15 protein-coding genes and 6 tRNA genes are annotated in these 20,543 nt (G+C 61.3%); 16 read left to right on the top strand and 5 right to left on the bottom strand.

Annotated elements, in window-relative coordinates; all coding sequences use genetic code 11:
- Positions 1-96: 96 nt before the first annotated feature.
- Together LMG28727_RS14825 and LMG28727_RS34550 are read left to right on the top strand one after the other, a co-directional pair.
- Positions 97-190 (top strand) — tRNA-Ser (locus LMG28727_RS14825).
- Between the two features lie 286 nt (positions 191-476).
- Entirely contained in the window at positions 477-602 is a 126-nt protein-coding gene (locus LMG28727_RS34550; protein ID WP_268960487.1) for a hypothetical protein, read from the top strand.
- Positions 603-975: 373 nt separating this feature from the next.
- On the opposite strand, the gene LMG28727_RS14820 is transcribed toward LMG28727_RS34550, so the two are convergent.
- From LMG28727_RS14820 to LMG28727_RS14810, 3 genes are all read right to left on the bottom strand, one after another.
- The gene (locus tag LMG28727_RS14820) at positions 976-2,160 is read right to left on the bottom strand and encodes a porin (RefSeq protein WP_201643089.1); all 1,185 of its coding nucleotides are present in this window, start codon (positions 2,158-2,160) and stop codon (positions 976-978) included.
- Positions 2,161-2,323: 163 nt separating this feature from the next.
- Positions 2,324-4,744, bottom strand: a complete 2,421-nt coding sequence (locus tag LMG28727_RS14815) for a glycoside hydrolase family 31 protein (protein ID WP_201643088.1) — start codon at positions 4,742-4,744, stop codon at positions 2,324-2,326.
- A gap of 19 nt (positions 4,745-4,763) precedes the next feature.
- A complete protein-coding gene (locus tag LMG28727_RS14810) occupies positions 4,764-6,053 on the bottom strand; it encodes an MFS transporter (protein ID WP_201643087.1) in 1,290 nt (429 codons plus the stop codon).
- Between the two features lie 735 nt (positions 6,054-6,788).
- On the opposite strand from LMG28727_RS14810, the gene LMG28727_RS14805 reads away from it, so the two are divergent.
- The 6 genes from LMG28727_RS14805 to LMG28727_RS14780 all read left to right on the top strand — a co-directional run bounded on the left by LMG28727_RS14805 (position 6,789) and on the right by LMG28727_RS14780 (position 14,300).
- Positions 6,789-7,136: a hypothetical protein gene (locus LMG28727_RS14805; RefSeq protein WP_201643086.1), complete on the top strand. Its 348-nt coding sequence runs from the start codon at positions 6,789-6,791 to the stop codon at positions 7,134-7,136.
- A gap of 716 nt (positions 7,137-7,852) precedes the next feature.
- Positions 7,853-9,676 (top strand): extracellular solute-binding protein, encoded by a 1,824-nt coding sequence (locus LMG28727_RS14800; RefSeq protein WP_407945850.1) that lies wholly within the window; start codon positions 7,853-7,855, stop codon positions 9,674-9,676.
- 40 nt (positions 9,677-9,716) lie between these two features.
- Entirely contained in the window at positions 9,717-10,754 is a 1,038-nt protein-coding gene (locus tag LMG28727_RS14795) for a microcin C ABC transporter permease YejB (RefSeq protein ID WP_201643084.1), read from the top strand.
- Entirely contained in the window at positions 10,754-11,860 is a 1,107-nt protein-coding gene (locus tag LMG28727_RS14790; protein WP_201643083.1) for an ABC transporter permease, read from the top strand. Before LMG28727_RS14795 ends, LMG28727_RS14790 begins: the two co-directional genes overlap by 1 nt.
- The gene (locus LMG28727_RS14785; protein ID WP_201643082.1) at positions 11,857-13,497 is read left to right on the top strand and encodes an ABC transporter ATP-binding protein; all 1,641 of its coding nucleotides are present in this window, start codon (positions 11,857-11,859) and stop codon (positions 13,495-13,497) included. The genes LMG28727_RS14790 and LMG28727_RS14785 overlap by 4 nt, the downstream gene beginning before the upstream one ends.
- A gap of 137 nt (positions 13,498-13,634) precedes the next feature.
- Positions 13,635-14,300: a C40 family peptidase gene (locus tag LMG28727_RS14780; protein WP_201643081.1), complete on the top strand. Its 666-nt coding sequence runs from the start codon at positions 13,635-13,637 to the stop codon at positions 14,298-14,300.
- 176 nt (positions 14,301-14,476) lie between these two features.
- On the opposite strand, the gene LMG28727_RS14775 is transcribed toward LMG28727_RS14780, so the two are convergent.
- Positions 14,477-15,424: a patatin-like phospholipase family protein gene (locus tag LMG28727_RS14775; protein WP_201643080.1), complete on the bottom strand. Its 948-nt coding sequence runs from the start codon at positions 15,422-15,424 to the stop codon at positions 14,477-14,479.
- Positions 15,425-15,906: 482 nt separating this feature from the next.
- Between LMG28727_RS14775 and gltX the strand changes: the two genes are divergently transcribed.
- The 7 genes from gltX to LMG28727_RS14740 all read left to right on the top strand — a co-directional run bounded on the left by gltX (position 15,907) and on the right by LMG28727_RS14740 (position 18,902).
- Positions 15,907-17,316: a glutamate--tRNA ligase gene (gltX, locus tag LMG28727_RS14770; protein ID WP_201643079.1), complete on the top strand. Its 1,410-nt coding sequence runs from the start codon at positions 15,907-15,909 to the stop codon at positions 17,314-17,316.
- A gap of 124 nt (positions 17,317-17,440) precedes the next feature.
- A tRNA-Ala gene (locus LMG28727_RS14765) sits at positions 17,441-17,516 on the top strand.
- A 180-nt stretch (positions 17,517-17,696) separates the two neighbouring features.
- Positions 17,697-17,772: transfer RNA gene (locus tag LMG28727_RS14760), tRNA-Glu, on the top strand.
- Positions 17,773-17,872: 100 nt separating this feature from the next.
- Positions 17,873-17,949: transfer RNA gene (locus LMG28727_RS14755), tRNA-Asp, on the top strand.
- 61 nt (positions 17,950-18,010) lie between these two features.
- Positions 18,011-18,086, top strand: a tRNA-Glu gene (locus LMG28727_RS14750).
- Between the two features lie 95 nt (positions 18,087-18,181).
- Positions 18,182-18,258 (top strand) — tRNA-Asp (locus LMG28727_RS14745).
- Positions 18,259-18,437: 179 nt separating this feature from the next.
- Complete coding sequence (locus tag LMG28727_RS14740; protein WP_201643078.1) at positions 18,438-18,902, top strand: GNAT family N-acetyltransferase; 465 nt, start codon at positions 18,438-18,440, stop codon at positions 18,900-18,902.
- Between the two features lie 9 nt (positions 18,903-18,911).
- Here the strand turns inward: LMG28727_RS14740 and LMG28727_RS14735 are convergent, their stop codons facing one another.
- Positions 18,912-19,814 (bottom strand): AraC family transcriptional regulator, encoded by a 903-nt coding sequence (locus LMG28727_RS14735; RefSeq protein WP_201643077.1) that lies wholly within the window; start codon positions 19,812-19,814, stop codon positions 18,912-18,914.
- 188 nt (positions 19,815-20,002) lie between these two features.
- Between LMG28727_RS14735 and rraA the strand changes: the two genes are divergently transcribed.
- The gene (rraA, locus tag LMG28727_RS14730) at positions 20,003-20,497 is read left to right on the top strand and encodes a ribonuclease E activity regulator RraA (protein ID WP_201643076.1); all 495 of its coding nucleotides are present in this window, start codon (positions 20,003-20,005) and stop codon (positions 20,495-20,497) included.
- Positions 20,498-20,543 lie beyond the last annotated feature (46 nt).

Genomic DNA, 20,543 nt, shown 5'->3' with positions numbered 1-20,543 from the left:
TGGCACAAAAAGTGTTCGTTAGACATTGACCTTCGCAGTTTGGCCCGCTATTATCTTGGCTTCGTTGCACTGACTCCCTGTGCAACAGAAAGTTTGGGAGACGTGGCCGAGAGGTCGAAGGCACTCCCCTGCTAAGGGAGCATCTGGGCCAAAACCTGGATCGAGGGTTCGAATCCCTCCGTCTCCGCCAGAAGTGGTAGAGAGAACCCCGCAGAGTCTAGGCTCTGCGGGGTTTTTGTTTTTGTCGGCCATTTCGGTCTATCAATTAGCGCATCGCGGGCAGAGTTGTGTAACTGCCTCTGGCGGTTTTTCTTGTTGCGAAAGAAGAGCGCAGCGTGAAGATAGCGGCCTTCAGACACTCTCGTCGAACTCACTGAATCGATCTTCAGCTTGCGGAAAAATGTGGCTCTCGACGTCGCAGCCCGCTCTGCTGTCAAAGCCGCGCCGCATGAGCGCGGCAACACACCAGTCACTGTTTGAGCATCGCGCTCAACAATCATGACCAATGGCGCTATCTGCGGCAATCGATGTTTGGCGGCGCATGCATAGCCTATCTGAAGACGCGAGATCTCGCGACCAACGAACAGCGCGCGCAGATCTAACCCAGGCTCACAATCACCGGCCACGCAGGCGTGCAGCAGGACAAATGGATTCCGGATGGCGAGGCCGGTTGCGCGGAGTTTCATCGCCTGCGCACGAGCCATCCGAAAATCTTCGATGACTTGCACCACGCAGGGCCGTCCTGCGATCCGCAAATGGGCGGCGTCTGACCTTGATGGCGCAAGTCGACATGACCGCCGCAGCAGGTCCCGCCGCTCCTTCAAACTGATTGTCCCGAGCCAGATGAGTAGAGATGCGTTCGGATATCCACCGCTCAAAAGAAACGGCGCGACCTTGCAAACGGACTAGACACAAGCTCCCTTCTGCACGATCGCGCCGCATCGCTTCCAGCATCACACGTCAATCAAAAGTCAATCAGAACGCGTGCCGCAGACCCACCATGCCGACAAACTGCGACGGTCCGGAAGACGGCGTCGTATTTTGCGAGTCGCCCACGACGGCGACTGCGTCGATGATGCTCGTTGCACCGTCCGCGACGATCAGCGTTTTGCCGCTAGCGTGCTGATACGCCTGCAGCGCATACAGCGTGGTACGCGCGGACAGGTTGTACGTCTGCTCGAGCGAAATCTGGTGATAGTGCGCGGGATCGCTGATCCCATTCGTCTTGCTCGACTGCGTGAAGCTGTAGCCGCCGCCGACGGTCACACTCTGCGTGATCCGGTACGTCGAAATCGCGCCGAACGTGTTGAAGACCGCCTTGTCGTGGAACATTGAACCGTTACCCGGCGCGTACTGCACGTTCGAGTAGTTGAGGCCGACCATCAGATCGTGCCAGGTATAACGTCCTGCTGCCGCGAATAACTGCGCGCTGCGTGCGCTCGCATAACCGCTGTTGACCGGCGAGTTGATCGCGAACGTGCCGAGCGCGCCGCTCGTCGCGATGTCCTTCAACTTCACGTAGCCAGCCGCGATCGAGAACGGCAGATAGTCGTAGCGCAGTGCCGCGCTGAATTGACCGCCGGCGGCGATGCTGCCCGGTACGCCGCCAAGTGCGTATTGCGCGCTGGCCTGCAGACCTGCAATGGTCGGCGACAGATAGGTAATCGAATTATTGAAGCGCAGCGTCGTGTCGAGTGCATCGAGATCGCCAGGGTGCGCGCCGGTCGCGCCGGTGAGCACGCCAGTCGGTCCGAGCCCGCCGACCATCTGGAAGTAAGGCGTGTACTGGCGGCCGAGCGTCACGGTACCGTAGCGGTCGTTGCTCAGTCCGACGTAGGCTTGCCGGTTGAACATGTAGCCCGCGCTACTTTGCGCGCCGGTCAGCGAGTTAAAACCGCTTTCGAGCCGGAAGATCGCCTTCGTGCCGCCACCGAGATCTTCCGAGCCGAGCAAGCCGAACTTGCTCGCCTGCAGGTTGCCCTGGCTCATGTAGACGTTCGAGCTTCCGTGCTGGTTGCTGGCATAGGTGAGCGCATTGTCGACGACGCCGTACAGCGTGACGCTGCTTTGCGCCGATGCACTGGTCGATAATGCGGCGCCCGCGAGCGGCAGGCAGCAGAGGGCGAGCGCGCGGGTCCGCGCGCGCTGGATTGTATTCATGATGGTCGTGTCTCCAGACTCGATGGATGGCCTGATCCCGCAATGAACGCCCATTGAATGTTCAACGGGCGTTCATTGCTTTTTCAGGCGGATATGTTTTGTGGTTTAGTGCGTCGCCACGCGTCGCCACTACCGCCACTACCTTCTGGCGTTTCGTGATGCGTTAGTGCGGCAGCGCAATCGTCAGGCAGCGCCAGCCGTCGGCTGTGTGATCTGCCGAAAGCGTGCCGTTCGCGCAGACGATCGCCCGCGTCTCGTGCATCGGCACGAACACGCGGACCTGTGCCTGCGGCTGCTGCATCCAGCCTTCCCGTTCGACCGACACCGTCAATGCGTTCGCGTCGCCAGTGAGCGTGACGTTCCAGTGGCCTTGCTCGCCATTGCGCCACGCCTGGCTTTCGCCGTCGTCCTCGACGCAGGTGCCCTGCGCCGCGCCCACGCCGGCGGGGGGTGCCGCGATGAACGCGCGCTCGTCGGCGGGACGGCCAAAGTGCTGTTCCGCGAAGTTCAGCGGCACCACGCTGCCTTCGCGCAGCAGGAACACGGGCCGCTCGAACGGAGCCGGCAACGTCACCGTCTGGGCGCCGTCGAACGCTTCGCCGCTCCAGTACGACACCCAGCGCGAGCCGGCCGGCAGATACACGTCGCGGGTCGATTGACCCGCGTCGACCACCGGCGCGACCAGCATCGACGAACCCAGCATCATGTCGTCGCTGTCGACGAGACAGCGCGGGTCGTGCGGAAACTCCGCAAACATCGGCCGCAACACGGGTTCATAGGCGCTGTGCGATTGCCACAGCAACTCGTACAGATACGGGATCAACCGGTAGCGCAGCTTGATCAGATCGGCCACCTGCTGCGTGACCTCCGGGTACATCCACGGTTCGTTGACGGTGCCGTCGTCGTTCCACGAGTGAATGCTGAAGCGCGGCAGGAAGATGCCAAACGCGACCCAGCGCGCGAACAGTTCCGGACCCGGCGCCGGCCCCGAGAAGCCGCCAATGTCATGGCCGCTATTCGACACGCCCGACATCGCGAGCCCGAGGCCCATTTTCAGATTGAAGCGCAGCGTTTCCCACGACGTGTAGTTGTCGCCGGACCACGTCTGCACGTAGCGGTGCATGCCGACGCCGCCCGAGCGCGACACGAGGAACGGCCGTTTGTCCGGCGAGTGTTCGCTCTGCGCGCTGTGCGACGCCTGCATCATCAGATGGGTTTGCAGCACCTTCGCCTGGAGGGCGGGGAACGCGTTGCCGAAGCCGTGCGCGATGGCGTCCGGTGACCAGATCTCGAATTCGTTGTTGTCGTTCCAGGTTGCCGCGATGCCGTACTTCAGCAACGCGTCTTTCACGCGTGCTTTCCACCAGTTGATGGTGTCAGGATTCGTGAAGTCCAGATACGCGCCCACTTCGTCCCAGTACTGAACCCATGCCGGGTCGCCGTGTTTCGATTCGATCAGCAGGCCGGCTTTCGCGACCTCTTCGAATGCCGGATGATCCTGCAGCAGGCAAGGCTTGATGTTCGCGCACAGACGCACGCCGTGATCGAGATAGCTTTGCACGAAGCCCTCGATGTCCGGAAACTTCTCGTGATTCCAGTTGAACACGTAACGCTTCGGACCAATCGACGTATAGCCTGACGACAGGTGGAACGAATCGCACAGCATGTCGTGCTCGCGGCACTTGTCGATGAACTCGCCCATGCGGTGCTGCGCATCGGGCGCGTCGGTGTAGCTCATCGTCGAGCCGGAATAACCCAGGCCCCACTTCGGCATCCAGGCCGGGCGCCCGGTGAGCCACGTGAAGCGGCGCACCGCATTCAGCGGCGTGCCAGCCGACGCGATGAAGTAGTAATCGAGATCGCCATGTTCGGCGACGAAATGCCGGTAGTGACCGTGGTAGTTGTCCAGCTCCCGGCCCATGTCGAAACGGCAATCGGCGAGCGTGTCGTAGAACAGGCCGAAGCCCGTCGACGCCTGCGGCTGCCACGTGACGTAGAACGGGATGTGTTTGTAGAGCGGATCGGTTGTGCGCGCGCTGTAACCCATCGCGTCGATATTGCGCATCTCGTAGCTCTGATGCGCGCGGTCCAGCGAACCCGCGCGCTCGCCGAGACCGACATACATCTCATCGTTGCGGCGCTCGATGTAGTGATACGCGCGCTGGTCCCACCAGCCAAAGTTGTACGCCTGCGTTTTGCGGTCGCTCATCACACGATGCCATGTGCCGTCGTGCAGGATGTCCCACGCGCAGAAGCCGCCTGCGAGCGTCACCGTCAGGCGCACGCGCGCCGTTTTGATCACGACCTGACCGGCTTGATTCGACACGCTGAACGGCGGCGGCACGAAGCCGCTCATGTCGCGGCGCTCACGTCCTTCGAGCGCGACGTCTTCCGCGCCTGGCGCAATCGCCCAGCTGCGCGGGCCATGCGTCTCGCCGTCCGGCAGCACCAGCACGCGGATGATGTCCTCGGCAAGGACGAACAGTTCGATCCGGCAATTTTCCTGCGCGGTCAGAACGAGGTGGTTGTCGACATGGGACGACAACGCAAAACGTGGCGGGTATTTCAGATTCAATGAACGCATGATGGGTCTTCGAATGAGGTCACGCAGGGAAGCTTGCGCCATGGTTGGCGACCTGACGCGGGCGGCCGTCGGGCGGCACGCCGCGCATCAGGATGATCAGCAGCGTCGCGCCGATGATGTCGAAAGCGCCGAGGGCGCCGAATAGCGGTGTGTAGCCGATCGAGTCGGCCAGCGCGCCGACCGTCAGCGAGAAGCCGAGGCCGCCGATCCACGCGGCCATGCCCGCAAAACCGGCCACGGTGCCGACTTCGCTCGGGTCGAATACGTCGGCGGCGAGGGTGTTCACGAGCGCCGAAATCATCTGGTGCGCGAAGCCGCCGACGCAGAACAGCGCAATGGCCTGATACGGCGAGGCGACGAGGCCGATGCAGGCCGGTCCGAGCATCATCAGCGCGCCGAGCACGACGCCGGAGATACGTGAGCGGACCAGCGGCATACGGAAGTGTTTCATCAGGAACGGCGACAGATAGCCACCGAACAGGCCACCCAGGTCGGCGGCGAGAAAGGGCAGCCACGCGAACAGCGCGATCTGCTTCAGATCCATGTGACGCTGTGTGGCGAGATAAAGCGGAATCCAGAAGCTGAATGTCTGCCACGCTGGTTCGGCGAAAAAGCGCGCTTGCGCAATCGCCCAGAAGCGGCGTGTGCGCAGTACTTCGCGGATGCTGCGGCGGCGCGGAGCGGCCGGCGCCTGTCCGCTCGTAATTGCTTCACGCTCAGCGTTGCCGATCAGCTTGTGCTCGGCCGGCGAGCGGTACAGCAGATACCATGCGGCCGCCCACACGAAGCCGAGCGCGCCGGTCACCGCAAAGGCGCTCTGCCAGCCGTAGCGCAGCGACAGGAACACGACCAGCGGCGGCGCGAGCAGTGAACCGAGCGAGGTGCCCGCATTGAAGTAGCCGACGGCCACCGATTTCTCGCGGTCGGGAAACCATTCGGCGACCACTTTCATGCCGGCCGGAATGGCGACCGCTTCGCTCAAACCCATCAGCCCGCGCAACGCGGCCAGCGACAGCCAGCCGCTCGCAAAGCCGTGGAAGATGCCGGTCATCGACCATAGGCAGGCGAACAGCGCGAAACCCAGACGCAGGCCGATCAGGTCGATGATCACGCCGCACACCGGTTGCATCACCGTGTAGCCAATCTGGAACGCACCGACCACATACGAATACTGCTGCGTGCTCATGTGCAGCAGCGTCATCAACTGCGGCGCCATGACGCCCAGCGAGTTGCGCGACAGATAGTTGACGATGGTGCCCGCGCATACGAGCGCGATGATCCACCAGCGTAGTCCAGCGATTGTTTTCAAAATCGGTCTCCGTAGCCCATGGATCCGCCGGTTCGATGGTTCCGGAGCGGACATGCGCGAATTCGAACATTTTCAGATTTTCAGTGTCGGTCATCGTATCACTTGAAGGTGCGCTATACACTAGGGAAAACCATATGTAATCACGGCTTATCGCCTATTTTATGGGCGAAAATCATTAAGTTGGCTTAACGTTCGGCTTGGTCATCTGATGACGGCGTGCGTGAAATTTTCGTTGAAATGTTCTTTCGAAAACCAAATGTTCGTTTTTTAGGTTCGTGAACCGAGCGGCGTTCATGTGTGAACGGTCGCCGCGCGGACGCGCATGAGCCAATGCGGCGGCGCCCGCGTAACAGCGGCGTTCTGATGGGCGACAGAGAAGTCTGCGGATAGTCAGCCAGATGATTCGAAATCCTACGGATTCCTGCCGGGTGGTCGGCGCGCTCGACGTTCAGGTGTGACCGACAAGTGGGCACCGGCTGCGCGGCGCGATGGCCCCAAGGTAAGCAGAGGTTCCCGTGTCGACACGCGACTCGCGAAGCAGGGCGGCGCGTCGAACCCGCAACACGCTCGGTTACAATCCCGCTGCTTTTTCGCAGAAACCTTGTCCAATGTAACCAGAAGTAACCCAGTGGGCGGGCGCGCGATGTTATGCATCAGTTATTACAAAGTTGAAATACGCGGAGGGATCCCTTGCGCTATATTTCGGCCACAACACGTTCTTCCAAAGGGTGATCGATGAAGTCCGCTCGTCTTGTTTCACTGCTTATCGGGGTTTTGACGTTGGGTGCAGCAGGCGCTGCCATGGCCTCGGGCCTCAATGTCGGGGTCAATATCGGCATTCCCGCGCCGGTCTACGTCGCTCCCGCACCGGTCTACGCACCGCCTCCGCCGCCTCCGCCGCCCGTCATTTATCAACCGGCTCCGGTGTATTACGGCGGCCCGTCGATCGTGATCGGCTGGCATGGCGACCGCTACTGGGACGGCCGTCGCTACTGGGGCCGCGACGACTGGTATCGTCATCATCCTCCGGGTCACGCCGACTACGGCCGCGACCACTACGACAATCATCGTGGCTGGCACTAAGCTGTAGCGCGTGAGCGCTTCACACCGGGCCCACGCGTCAGCAATGAAGAAACCGCCTTTAAACAGGCGGTTTTTTTTATTTGATCGCGCGCAATGCGGTTGGATGGTTGACCGGCGACGGACATCATGCCGTCCGCTACCGCACTGAGTCCGCTATCCACGTGCACGGTTTAGGCCGTCGCCGTCGCCGCCAGGGCCGACAGCAAAAACGCTGCGGTATCTCGCCGACCTGTTCAGTTGTCACATTGCGCGTGAGCGGCGCCTTCTGCTCGACGAAATCGAGCGGGCTTCCGAAGCCGTCAATGCCGCTCGCGGAGACGCTCTGATCGGTCCCGCCGCATGCCGTTCACGCGCACGCCTTTCGCGCCGGGCGACGCCGCGAGATAACGCACGCTCGCTTGGCGCGACGCCTGTGCAAGCCCCGTTGCTCGCGAACCTGCACGTGAAGATTGCGTGTCATGACCGCGCGGAGAGAGTAGCTTTATTCGGTAGAATTCTCTCACCTCGAATCTGGCCCACTGACCAACAAGGCTCTCATGACATCTGGCTCGCGACGGGAGCAAACGCCTCGTGCACTTGAATGCAGCGTGATTCACAGACCCTCGCGTGTTGGTCAGGCGGTGACGCCGCATAGTTTGCGGTCATGGAGTTCGTTGCGCTCAATCTACTCATTGCGCTCATTGCGCCGTGCCTGTGCTTCGTTGCTGGCCGGCGTGATGGCCGTGGCCGCGTTGCTCGCAGCGCCGCACGCATATGCGGTCTATGCCATTGCGCAATACGGTGAGCCGAAATACCCGGCGGATTTCAAGCACTTCGACTACGTCAATCCGGATGCGCCCAAAGGCGGCACGCTGGTGCTGGCCAATCCCAGCCGTCTGACGAGCTTCGATAAATTCAACCCGTTCACGTTGCGCGGCAATACGGCGCCAGGCGTGGATCTGATGTTTGAAAGTCTGACGACCGGCAGCAGTGATGAGGTGGCGTCCGCGTATGGACTGCTCGCCGACGACATCCAGATCGCGCCGGACGGCTTGTCGGTCACGTTCCACATCAACCCGAAAGCACGTTTTTCAAATGGCGATCCGGTCACCGCCGACGACGTCAAGTTCTCTCTCGACACGTTGAAGAGCCCCCAGGCCGCACCGCAATTCGCGTCGATCTTCGGCGAGATCACGCGTGCCGTGGTGGTCGATCCCAGCACGATCCGCTTCGAGTTCCATCAGCGCAATCGCGAGCTGCCGCTGCTCGCAGGCGGCATGCCGGTGTTCTCGCGCAAATGGGGATTGAAGCCTGACGGCAGCCGTATTCCGTTCGACCAGCTGGCGTTCGAAAAGCCGATTGCCAGCGGTCCCTATCTGATCGACAGCTACGATAACGGCCGCACGATTACCTTCCGCCGCGACCCGAACTACTGGGGCGCGACGTTGCCGGTGCGGGTCGGCACCGACAACTTCGATCACATCGTCTACAAGCTGTATTCGGATGCCACCGCGCGCCTCGAAGCCTTCAAGGCGGGCGAGTATGACGCGCTGGTCGAATATGTGGCGCGCAACTGGGTGCGCCGCGATGTCGGCAAGAGGTTCGACAGCGGCGAGCTGATCAAGCGCGAATTTCCGCAACATAACGGCACCGGCATGCAGGGCTTCGTGCTGAACGTGCGGCGACCGTTATTCCAGGATGTGCGCGTGCGTAAGGCGCTCGATCTTGCGCTCGACTTCGAGTGGCTGAACCGGCAGTTGTTCTTCAATCAATACACGCGCATCGACAGTTTCTTTGCAAACACGCATTTGCAGGCCAAGGGTCTGCCTTCGCCGGGCGAGCTTGCGTTGCTGGAGCCGTGGCGCTCGCAACTCGACCCGGCGGTCTTCGGGCCGCCGCCGAAGCAGCCCGATACCGATCCGCCCGGTTCGTTGCGCGCCAATCTGCTGCAGGCACGGGCGCTGTTGCAGGCTGCGGGCTGGACCTATCGCGCCGGCGCATTGCGTAACGCGAAAGGCGAGCCGTTCCAGTTCGAGATTCTCGACGACTCCGGTTCGGCGGCGTCGATGGAGCCGATCGTTGCGACCTATATCCGTAATTTGCAGAAGCTCGGCATTACCGCAACGTTTCGCGTATCGGATTTCGCGGTCTACCAGAAGCGCCTGGACGCATTCGATTTCGACGTCACCACGATCCGCATGCCCGACGTGCAGGTGCCGGGCTCTGAGCAGATCGAACGTTTTGGCAGCAAGGCCGCGGATACTCAAGGGTCGGACAACGCCATCGGCGTGAAGTCGCCCGTTGTTGATGCCGTGCTCAACGCGCTCGTGCACGCGCAGACGCGCGAGCAACTGGTCGACGCGACGCATGCGCTCGACCGTCTGCTGATGCATGGCTACTATGTCGTGCCGCAGTGGTACAGCGGCACGCACCGGGTGGCGTTCAGGCGCGGCCTCGCGTGGCCAAAAACATTGCCCCTGTACTATGGCGCGGAAGGCTGGATCACCTCGACGTGGTGGCAGGAGCCGCCGCACCAGCAGCCTCCGGCGCCGTCGCACTGACGCGTCATTCATTCACCGCCTTCGCACCGGAACGCCGCTTATGTGGAGCTACATCGTCAAACGTCTGCTGCTGATGATTCCGACCTTGCTCGGCGTCTTGACGCTGACATTCGTCGTGATCCAGTTCGTGCCCGGTGGCCCGGTCGAACAGATGCAGCATGAGTTGCGCAAGGGCGCGGAGGGCGGCGCGCCGTTCGGTCTGCGCGCGCATAGCGGCGTCGACGCGCAGCAGATCGCGCAGCTCAAACAGCTATATGGCTTCGACAAGCCGCCGCTCGAACGCTACGTGTTGATGCTCAAGCGTTTCTCTACCTTCGATCTCGGGCAGAGCTATTTCCGCCATCAAAGCGTGTGGTCGTTGATCGTGTCGAAGCTGCCCGTGTCGATCAGCATCGGCCTGTGGACTTTCTTTCTGACGTATCTGATATCGGTGCCGTTAGGGATAGCGAAGGCGGTGCGCAACGGCTCGCGCTTCGATCTCGCCACGAGTCTCGTCGTGCTGATCGGCTATGCCATTCCTGGCTTCGTGCTGGGCGTGCTGCTGCTCGTGCTGTTCGGCGGCGGTTCGTTCCTGCAGCTGTTTCCGCTGCGCAATCTCACGTCGGATAACTGGGCGCAGTTGAGTCTCGGCGGCAAGATCGTCGATTATCTGTGGCACATCACGTTGCCGATTACGGCGTCGGTGGTCGGCAGTTTCGCGGTCGTCACGATGCTGACCAAAAACGCGTTCCTCGACGAGATCCGCAAACAATACGTGCTGACCGCGCGCGCGAAAGGTCTGTCCGAACGACGTGTGCTGTGGAAGCACGTGTTTCGCAATGCATTGCTGCCGTTGATCGTCGGTTTTCCGGCTGCGTTTATCGGTGCATTCTTCACCGGCAGTCTGCTGATCGAAACGCTGTTTTCGCTCGACGGGCTCGGGCTGCTGTCGTATGAGTCCGTCGTCAGGCGTGACTATCCGGTCGTGCTCGGCACGCTGTATCTGTTCACGCTGATCGGTCTCGCGACCAAGCTGATCTCCGACCTCTGTTATGTGTGGGTCGATCCCCGCATCCAATTCGAACAACTGGAGCGCTGATGAATCGAGCCCGCCTTTCCGCCGATGCATCGGCGCGCACCGAACCGGCTCGCGCGTTCGTTTCGCCGTCGCCCGCGCGGCGCGTGTGGCAGCGTTTTCGCCAGCAGCGTCTGGGGTACTGGAGTCTGATCGTGTTCGTCGTCGCGTTCGCGGCGAGTCTCGCCGGACCGCTGTGGTCGAACGATAAACCGCTGGTGGTGCGCTACGACGGCCAGTTCTATTTCCCGCTGTTCAAGACCTACGCGGAGACTACCTTCGGCGGCGATTTTCCGACGCCAGCCGATTATCTCGACCCGTACGTGAAGCATCGTTTCGACGCGCCGGGCAATTTCGCCGTGTATCCGCCAAACCGCTATTACTACGACACGCTGAATTACTTCTCGAAGGCGCCCAACCCGGCGCCGCCGTCGCGCGATAACTGGCTCGGCACCGACGACCGCGGCCGCGATCTGTTCGCGAGGCTGCTTTACGGCTTCCGGGTGTCGGTGGAGTTCGGGCTCGTGCTGACGTTGATCGGCACGGTGCTGGGCATTGCGGCGGGCGCGGTGCAGGGATATTTCGGCGGACGCACCGATATAGTCGGCCAGCGCCTGATCGAAATCTGGAGTGCGATGCCCGAGCTTTATCTGCTGATCATCTTCTCGTCGATCTTCGAACCGGGTTTCATTCTGCTGATCGTGCTGCTGTCGCTGTTCGGCTGGATCGGTTTGTCCGACTACGTGCGTGCGGAATTTTTGCGCAATCGTCATCAGGACTATGTGCGCGCGGCGCGGGCGATGGGTCTGTCGAACTGGCAGATCATGTGGCGCCACGTGCTGCCGAACAGTCTGACGCCGGTGATCACGTTCCTGCCGTTCCGGATGAGCGGGGCGATTCTCGCGCTGACGAGCCTCGACTTTCTCGGCCTTGGGGTGCCGTCGCCGACGCCGAGCCTCGGTGAATTGCTCGCGCAAGGCAAGGCGAATCTCGACGCGTGGTGGATCTCGCTGTCCACCTTCGGCGTGCTGGTTGCGATGTTGCTGCTGCTGACCTTCATGGGCGATGCGCTGCGTAACGCGCTCGATACCCGGATCGCCGATGCGATGCGCGCCGGAGGCAATCAATGAGCGCGACGTTGCAGCACAACGCAGCGCGGGTTGGCGCGTCTTCGACACCATTGCTCGAGCTCGAGCGCCTGCATGTGACGTTCGGCGACACGGTCGCGGTGAACGACGTCACCCTCGCGATCCAGCGCGGCGAGCGCGTCGCGCTGGTGGGGGAGTCGGGGTCGGGCAAAAGCGTGACCGCGCTGTCGATCCTGCGGCTGTTGAGCGACGCGCACATCAGCGGTTCGATCCGTTTTGACGGTCAGGACTTGCTGGCCAGGACCGAACGCGAGATGCGCGGCCTGCGCGGCTCCGACATCGCAATGATTTTTCAGGAGCCGATGACCGCGCTCAATCCGCTCTACACGGTCGGCGACCAGATCGCGGAGACCATCGTCGTGCATGACGGCGTGTCGGCGAACGAGGCGCGCAAACGGGCGGTCGCGTTGCTCGGGCGCACGGGCATCGCCGAGCCGGGCAAGCGCGTGAACAGCTATCCGCATCAACTGTCGGGTGGCCAGCGGCAGCGCGCGATGATTGCCATGGCGCTGGCATGCCGTCCGCGTTTGCTGCTCGCCGACGAACCGACCACCGCGCTCGACGTGACCATTCGCGCGCAGATCGTCGAGTTGCTGCTGGAGCTGCAACGCGACGAAGCGGAAAAGCGCGGGATGGCCGTGCTGCTGATCACGCACGATCTGAACCTGGTCCGCCATTTCGCGCAACGCGTCGCGGTGATGGAAAAGGGCGTGCTGGTTGAAAGCGGGACGGTCGAGCAGGTATTCGAGTCGCCGCAGCATCCATACACACAGCGGCTGCTGGCGAGCCGTCCGGAACGCACGGTCGTGCCGGTGCTGCCAATTTCACCCGTGCTGCTCGAAGCGCGCGACGTCTCGGTCGATTTCAAAACGAAGCTGCCGGGCTTCGACGGCTGGTTTCGCTCGGGACGCTTTCGTGCGGTCGCCGACGCGAATATCTCGGTGCGCCAGGGTGAGACGCTGGGGATCGTCGGCGAATCGGGATCGGGCAAGTCGACGCTTGCGATGGCACTGCTCGGTCTGCAACGTACCGCGCACGGAGAGATCGAGTTTCAGGGGCGGGCGCTCGGCAGCTATCGCGGCGCGGAACAGACCACCTTACGGTCGAATATGCAGGTTGTCTTTCAAGATCCGTTCAGTTCGCTTTCACCGCGCCAGACCGTCGAGCGGATCGTCGGGGAAGGGCTTGCGTTGCACCGTCCGCAAATGACGCCGCAGGCGCGGCGCGACAAGGTGATGTCGGTGCTGCGCGAGGTCGGTATCGACCGCACGGCGCTGTATCGTTATCCGCACGAATTTTCGGGCGGCCAGCGGCAGCGGATTGCGATTGCACGCGCGCTGGTATTGGAGCCGCGCATTCTGATCCTCGATGAACCGACCAGCGCGCTCGACGTTTCAATTCAACAGCAAGTGCTGAAATTGCTCGCCGGGTTGCAACAGAAGTACAACCTTGGCTTCATTTTTATTAGTCATGATCTGGCCGTGATCGGGGCGATGGCGCACCGCGTCGCAGTGATGCAAAACGGTTCGATCGTCGAAAGTGGCGACGTTGAGAAAATTTTTGCGACGCCGTCGCATCCTTACACGCGAAAGCTGCTGAAAGCAGCGCTTGATCATTGATTTTTCACCCTTTCACCAATTGGGTGCGTATCTCGATTGAATTTTTCTATTTGTTTTGACACATGAATACCTACTGGTTAGTATCGACCAAACTTTTTTCCGTATCCCACTGATTTCTAGGCAAAAACTACCGACCAATGCAGCACAGAAACCTAACCCAGGCTTGTACGCGCGTCGTCGCCGGGATGTTCATTGGCGTCTTGATGGCAGCAACTCCCGGCGCGTTCGCCGACGAAGTAAGCAGTTTCAATCAGAATGCCTCATACTCGACCTCTACCGGGTCGAATCCTTTGTCCCTCTCCAACTCGCAACCGGCCGCGGCTGATAGCGGCAGCGGCGCCAAATCGTTCCTTTCCGGCATGGCTGGAAAAGCGGGCGACGTGGTGGTCGGCGCGCTGAACATGATCGGCGTTCGCTACCGTTGGGGCGGAAATACACCTGATTCAGGGCTCGATTGCAGCGGGTTCGTCCGCTACGTGTTCCAGGACACGCTCGGTATGGCGCTGCCGCGCCGTGCTGAAGAAATGAGCCGTGTCGGCGAGAAAGTTCGCGTCAGCGACCTGAAGCCGGGCGATCTGGTGTTCTTCAACACGATGCGCCGCACGTTCTCGCACGTTGGCATCTATATCGGCGACAACAAATTCGTGCATTCGCCGTCCACGGGCAGCACGATTCGCGTGGACGACATGGACGACGGCTACTGGGAAAAGCGTTTTACGGGTGCTCGCCGGATCGAGACGTCGTATCAGGAAGGCGAAGATCTGCGCAAACGCGTGAACGCGACGATTGGCGGCAATAATTAATCCAACCTGAATCGCTCTTCTGCGGTTTCGAGTGTCAAAAAAAGCCTGCTTCGAACGAAGCAGGCTTTTTTGCGTTTGGGCGGTCCAGCGAAGGATTGCAGGAAGTTGGGGCGCCCCCGGACGCCTGAACGACTTATCGAGGCGCCGGCGTCATATCAATGCGCGTTTGCGTCGTCTCACGCCGCAGCGCGACTCGCAGCCAGCTTGCGCTGCAACTCCGGCATCATCTTCGCGACCGCTTCCTCACCAGCCAGAATCGCGGCGTTGCGTTGCGAGAAATCACTGCCGCTCATGGCCGCGAGATTCGGGCGGATCACCACGTCTGCGTATTTGTCGAGTTCATAGGCCTTGATCGTCTGGCCCATGATCGTGAACGTCTGCATCAGCACGTCGAACGAGCTCGAGGTCAGGCCGGTTTCCGGGCGCTGCGAAATATCCACGGCGATCACGAAATCCGCGCCCATCTTGCGCGCGAACGATGCCGGCACCGGACTCACCAGGCCGCCGTCGACATACTCGTGGCCGCCAATCTTCACCGGCTCGAAAATCGACGGCACGCTGCACGATGCGCGCACGGCGATGCCCGTGTTGCCGCGCTGGAACAGGATCGGCTGACCGGTGTTCAGGTCGGTCGCGACCACGCCGAGTGGCTTGACCATCTTTTCGATCGGACGGTTGTTCAACGTCGTGTTCAGGTAGTTCTGCAGCGCGACCCCTTGCAGGAAGCCTCGCGTGCGGAACGGCATTGCCCAGTCGCTGATCGACGCTTCGTCCATGGTCAACGCGAGCTTGTTCAGCGCGAAGCCGTTCATGCCCGATGCGTACAGTGCGGCGACTACCGAGCCCGCGCTGGTGCCTGCCACCAGGTCGACCTGAATATTGCGTGCTTCGAGCGCCTTGATCACGCCGATGTGTGCGAAGCCGCGCGCGGCGCCACCGCCGAGCGCGAGCGCGACGCGGACCGGCCGCCCGGTTTTTTCGACGGGCGGCGGGTTGATGGTGGGCGTGGCGGCGATCGGCGTGTTATCGGTTCTGCCGCCGGTGGTGGTGCAGGCGGCGAGCACAGCGGAAGCGGCTGCCAATGAAAAATTGCGGCGGGCGAGGCGGGGCGATGACGGTTTCAACGAGTTCTCCAGCAACGGCGCGGACGACGCAATTGGCGTCGCCACGGGCCGCGATCAGGCTGCTAATCAGACGGACAGGTGTTTTCCACGCCGAGGATCTGACTCTTGCCGCAGCGCGCGCACATCATAAATCAAAGGCCTGGGCGCGCGGCGGCGCGGTAATGAAACGTTGCAGAGGAAGGCTTCGGATGGCGTTCCGGAGCGGTTCGCGGGTGGAAGTGGGCGGCGAGCGCTGCATTTCCTGCGGCGTGGTCCACGCTGCAGGAAACCAGCCGTTCAGCCTCGTCACCCGCGCTCCGAACGCCGGCCCAGGCCGTTCGGCCGAGCCTGGCAACGCGCGTGCGGAAGGTATAATTCGGCTCTCGCATTTAATTCCTTCGTGTCCGTGCATGGCGTTGTCTGCCGCATGGGCGCGTTCCGCTGCCGCGCCTCACGGTTGATGTCTGCCGGGGCGCCGGCGCCTGTCTTCCGAGTAACCGCTAATGACCACCTCCGTTCGTACCCGCTTTGCACCGAGTCCCACCGGCTTCATCCACCTGGGCAACATTCGCTCCGCGCTTTATCCGTGGGCGTTCGCGCGCAAGATGAAAGGGACCTTCGTGCTGCGGATCGAGGACACCGACGTCGAGCGCTCCACCAGCGAATCCGTCGACGCCATTCTCGAAGGCATGGACTGGCTCGGCCTCGATTTCGACGAAGGCCCGTTCTATCAGATGCAGCGCATGGACCGTTACCGCGAAGTGCTCAAGCAGATGCAGGACGCGGGTCTCGTGTACCCCTGCTACATGTCGACAGAAGAACTCGATGCGCTGCGCGACCGCCAGCGCGAAGCCGGTGAAAAGCCGCGCTATGACGGCACGTGGCGCCCGGAGCCCGGCAAAGTGCTGCCGCAGCCGCCCGAAGGTGTGCAGCCCGTGTTGCGCTTCCGCAATCCGCTGACCGGCGTGGTCGCGTGGGACGACGCTGTGAAGGGCCGCATCGAGATTTCGAACGAAGAACTCGACGACCTCGTCATCGCGCGCCCGGACGGTACGCCGACGTACAACTTCTGTGTGGTCGTCGACGATCTGGACATGAAGATCACCCACGTGATTCGCGGCGACGATCACGTGAACAATACGCCACGCCAGATCAATATTCTGCGTGCGCTCGGCGGCGAACCGCCGGTGTATGCGCACCTGCCGACCGTGCTGAACGAGCAGGGCGAGAAGATGAGCAAGCGTCACGGCGCGATGAGCGTGGTGGGGTATCGCGACGCAGGCTATCTGCCCGAAGCGGTGGTCAACTATCTCGCGCGCCTCGGCTGGTCACATGGCGACGCGGAAGTGTTTTCGCGCGAGCAGTTCGTCGAATGGTTCGATCTGGATCATCTTGGCAAGTCGCCGGCCCAGTACGACCACGACAAACTGAACTGGCTGAACGCGCACTACATCAAGGAAGCGGACAACGCGCGCCTCGCTGAACTGGCCCGGCCGTTCTTCGCCGACTTGGGTATCGACGAAGCCGCAATCGCTCGAGGTGCAGATCTGACTGCGGTGGTCGGCTTGCTGAAGGATCGTGCGTCGACTGTGAAGGAGATTGCCGGGAATGCCGCGATGTTCTATAGCGTGCCTGCGCCTGATGCTGAATCGCTCGCGCAACACGTGACGGAGACGGTGCGTCCGGCGCTTGCCGATCTGGCCGCCGCGCTCAAGACCGTCGAGTGGACCAAGGAAGCGATCGCCGCAGCGTTGAAGGCAACGCTCGCCGCACACAAGCTAAAGATGCCGCAACTGGCGATGCCGGTTCGTCTGCTGGTGGCGGGCACGACGCATACACCGTCAATCGACAGCGTGCTGATGTTGTTTGGTCGCGATGTCGTTGTCGGCCGCATTGAAAAAGCGCTGACCTGAGCGAGTTCGAGCGTGTGTTGAGAGGGTTTGCATGCGACTTGCGAAAAAAGTCGCATGCAATTGCTCAAAGGGTATTTACAAGACGCAAATTGGCCTCTAGAATCTCGTTTCTCTGATGTGCCGCGGGGGTATAGCTCAGCTGGGAGAGCGCTTGCATGGCATGCAAGAGGTCAGCGGTTCGATCCCGCTTACCTCCACCAACACAGCAGAGCGAGTAGTAGAAAGTTGTTGAGAAGTCTGCAAGTTGTAGTAAAAAAACTTCCCCAACGACTGAAACGTAGTTATAATAGCGGTCTTCGCAGTTGACGAAACGAAGTAGCAAGTTAGCAACAGTTACTGGCGTGTTAGCAGCGAATTAAAGACAGATCTGAAAAGATTATGTCCCCTTCGTCTAGAGGCCTAGGACATCACCCTTTCACGGTGAGTACAGGGGTTCGAATCCCCTAGGGGACGCCAAACATCAGCGTCGCTTTAGTGTTCGAGTGAAATCTCGATTGGCAGTAAAGCAGCGCAGCTTGCAGAGAAAAAACCAACGCTCGCAAGTAGATGGAAAACTGGAGTGGTAGTTCAGTTGGTTAGAATACCGGCCTGTCACGCCGGGGGTCGCGGGTTCGAGTCCCGTCCACTCCGCCAGATAAAGCCCGTTCGCACGAACATGAACGGGCTTTTTCATTAAAGTTGTAAGCAGTACGCTGTCCCCTTCGTCTAGAGGCCTAGGACATCACCCTTTCACGGTGAGTACAGGGGTTCGAATCCCCTAGGGGACGCCAAAACATCGGCGTCGTTCGGTTGGAAGTTTGAACGGTGCAGTAGCAGGTTGCTGTAGGTAAGTGGGCGTAGCTCACAAGCCAGCGGTACAAAATCTGGAGCGGTAGTTCAGTTGGTTAGAATACCGGCCTGTCACGCCGGGGGTCGCGGGTTCGAGTCCCGTCCGCTCCGCCAGATTTTAGAAAGCCCACTTCGAAAGAAGTGGGCTTTTTTTATTGCCGCTTATTTTTCATCGCTTATTCCACAGACTATCCCGCCTGGGTATGCTCGGGACAAACAGCCATTGCCAGCGCGCTTCGCCTGTTTTACCGTTGACCCGAATTATCCCCGTCGCTCATCTTCGTCGTTGCGCCATGTTCGATCCAACCGAAGCTACCTCACCGTTTCATCTGCGTCATGCCAGCATGGATGATTTCGAGTTCGCCGAGGCGCTGACTCGCAACAACATGGGTGGCTACTATCGCCGGCATCATCTGGTCTGGCGCGGCGATCTTTTTCTCGGCAGTTGGCGCGAATCGGAGAATTTTATTCTCGAGGTGGATGGCACGCCGATCGGCGTACTGCGCATCACGCAAGAGGGCGATTCGCTGCATATCCGCGACGTGCAGATTGCCGAGGGGCATCGGCGGCTTGGAGCCGGCACTTATCTGCTCGATATTTCGCACCAGTGGGCACGGGAGCGCGGGCTGCGCGAACTGCAACTGCGGGTGTTCGTCGACAATCCCGCCGCACGGCTCTATCAACGCAAAGGCTACAAACTGACGGGACCACGGCTCGCGCAGCTTGGCGCAATCCGCCATCTGGCGCGACGGGTCTGAGATCGCCACTTAGCGGTCGCGGTCGCCTGCCACGTCGACACTTTCTCGCGCAGTTTCTTCATCATCGGGCCGCGCACTGCGAGGCTCGCGATTTTCCGGACGATGCTCCGAGCCCCGCTCGATAAACGCGCGCGGACTTTCGCCGAACGCGCGCCGGAACATGGCGGAAAACGCACTCTGGCTTTGATAGCCAAGTTCCTGCGCGACATGCGAAAGCGGCCGCCCCTGGCTCAATAGCGGAATGGCGCGCGCCAGAATTGCCTGCTGACGCCATTGCGAAAAACTCACTCCCAATTCCTGCCGGAACAGCCGCGCGATCGTACGCGTACTCGCGCCGACACTGGACGCCCATTGTTCGAGCGATTCGCCATGCGTCGGGTCTTCGATCACCGCTTCGCATAACGCACGCAGACGTTTCTCGTTAGGCATCGGCACGGATAACGGCAACGGCTGCGAGCGGGTCAATTCATCAAGCGCAAGGGCGCCGAGCAACTGCTCACGCGCGGCGGAAATGCCAGGGGTGTCGAGCGCGGCAATCACCTCTCGCAACAGATCCGAGACTTCGACTACGCGCGGCGTATCCAGCCCGGCGGGCACGGTGCTTTCGGTAATGTAGAGCGTGCGCAGATAGGCATCTTCGACGGCCACCACTTCGTGCGTCACATGCGGAGGCACCCAGATCGCGCGCGATGGCGGCACCATCCACGTCGTACCGGTTGTCCCGATTCGCAGCACGCCGCGCGATGCGTAGGCGACCTGCGCCCACGCATGCCGATGCCGTGCGATGCGCGAACCCAACGGCATGGGCCGCGAGCGCACACGGATCGGATGCTCGTCGGTGGGTTGGTGCTCGGGCGGAATGTCGGCGAAGCGTACGAAGCTCAGCAGGTCTGAGTCGGCAGGCGAAGTCATGGCGAAGAGCGATCCAGAAAGCGAATGCTAAATGCGGGGGCCTCAATGCCGACAGTGCAAGCTCGTGAACCTCGCGTCGAAAAACCGTGAAGGTCCGAAGCCCAATCTCCAGCCGGCCTCTCATTGTAGAGGGTGCCCGCCATCCGACGTGCATAATGTCCCGATTGCCCGGTCCGAAGGAGAATCCCATGAGCTTTGCTACAACGGATTTGTGCGACTCACACGAAGTCCAACTGGTGCAGGGCACGCTGCGTGTGCTCGAGCCGGTCTTCCATCTGTTCAGTCGCCCTGAGTGTTTTAGCGGTGAGGCGGTGACCCTGAAAGTGTTCGAAGACAACGCGCTGGTGCGCACCACACTCGAAGAGCAAGGGCAGGGCCGGGTGCTGGTGGTCGACGGCGGCGGCAGTCTGCGTTGTGCGCTGGTGGGCGGCAATCTCGCGCAACTCGCCGAGCAGAACGGCTGGGCGGGCGTCGTCGTGAACGGTTGCGTGCGTGATACGCTGGAGTTGAATGACGCCGACGTCGGTGTCGCGGCGCTGACCACCTGTCCGCGTCGCGCACAAAAGCTCGGCACGGGCGAGCGCAATGTGCCCGTGCAGTTACCGGGCGCACTGGTGCGTCCCGGCGAATGGATTTACGCGGATCTCGACGGCATACTCGTTGCGAGCACCGCGCTGAGCTGAAGCGTTGAGCGAACCTTGGCCTGACTCCAGGCCACCCATCCCTCAT

This window comes from Paraburkholderia metrosideri (assembly GCF_904848625.1).
Classification (GTDB): domain Bacteria; phylum Pseudomonadota; class Gammaproteobacteria; order Burkholderiales; family Burkholderiaceae; genus Paraburkholderia; species Paraburkholderia metrosideri.
This window is presented reverse-complemented; position numbering and strand designations above follow the sequence as displayed.